The sequence below is a fragment of the Streptomyces colwelliae genome, from assembly GCF_048158785.1.
Taxonomy (GTDB): domain Bacteria; phylum Actinomycetota; class Actinomycetes; order Streptomycetales; family Streptomycetaceae; genus Streptomyces.
In genome coordinates this window covers 1-678 of record NZ_JBLTJC010000874.1, presented here as the reverse complement: position 1 = coordinate 678, position 678 = coordinate 1, and the positions used below count along the sequence as shown (strand labels likewise).

1 protein-coding gene is annotated in these 678 nt (G+C 62.5%); it reads right to left on the bottom strand.

The window, feature by feature from the left end; all coding sequences use genetic code 11:
- A partial coding sequence (locus ACNFOC_RS54925) for a ScbR family autoregulator-binding transcription factor (RefSeq protein WP_416966387.1) occupies positions 1–548 on the bottom strand: 548 nt, incomplete at its 3' end.
- Between the last annotated feature and the right edge of the window lie 130 nt (positions 549–678).

Genomic DNA, 678 nt, shown 5'->3' with positions numbered 1-678 from the left:
TGTTGGAGGAGGGCGGTGATGGTGGTGGGGAGGTTTTGGTAGTTGGTGGTGGCCTGGGACATGGCTTGGATGCCGGCGAAGGCGCCGACGAGGATGTGGGCGGTCTCTTGTGGGTTGACGTGGGGGAGGAGTTCGCCTTGTTGTTGGGCTTGCGTGAGGAGGTTGGTGACGATGGTGGTCCAGCGGTGGAAGGGGGCGGTGCGGTCGAGTCCGTCGGCGCGTTGGTCGAGGGTGAGGCGGACGCCGGCGCGGACGAGGGGGTCTGTTTGGAGGCGGTGGGCGTGGAGCATGGCGGTGTCGATGAGTTCTTGGGTTTTGCAGGGGTGTGGGGGGACGGTGAGGTTTTGGTCCTGCCCGGCGAGGACGCCTTGGGCGAGTTGTTCTTTTGATTTGAAGTGGAAGTAGAGGGCGCCTTTGGTGACGTTGGCGGTGGTGAGGATTTGGCTGATGGTGGCGGCTTGGTAGCCGTGTTCTTCGAAGACGGTGGCTGCGGCCATGAGGATGGTGTGGCGGGTTCGGATGGCGCGGTCTTGTTTGGGTTGTGGCATGGTGTGGCTTCTTTCATTGCGGGTGGGGTGCCCGCTGCTTTAAAAATACCGTCCAGTTCGTATAGTCTACGGCGTTCGGTGGGGGGTCCGGGGGGTTGTTCCGTGATCAGTTGCCGGGCTGTGTAGTGGG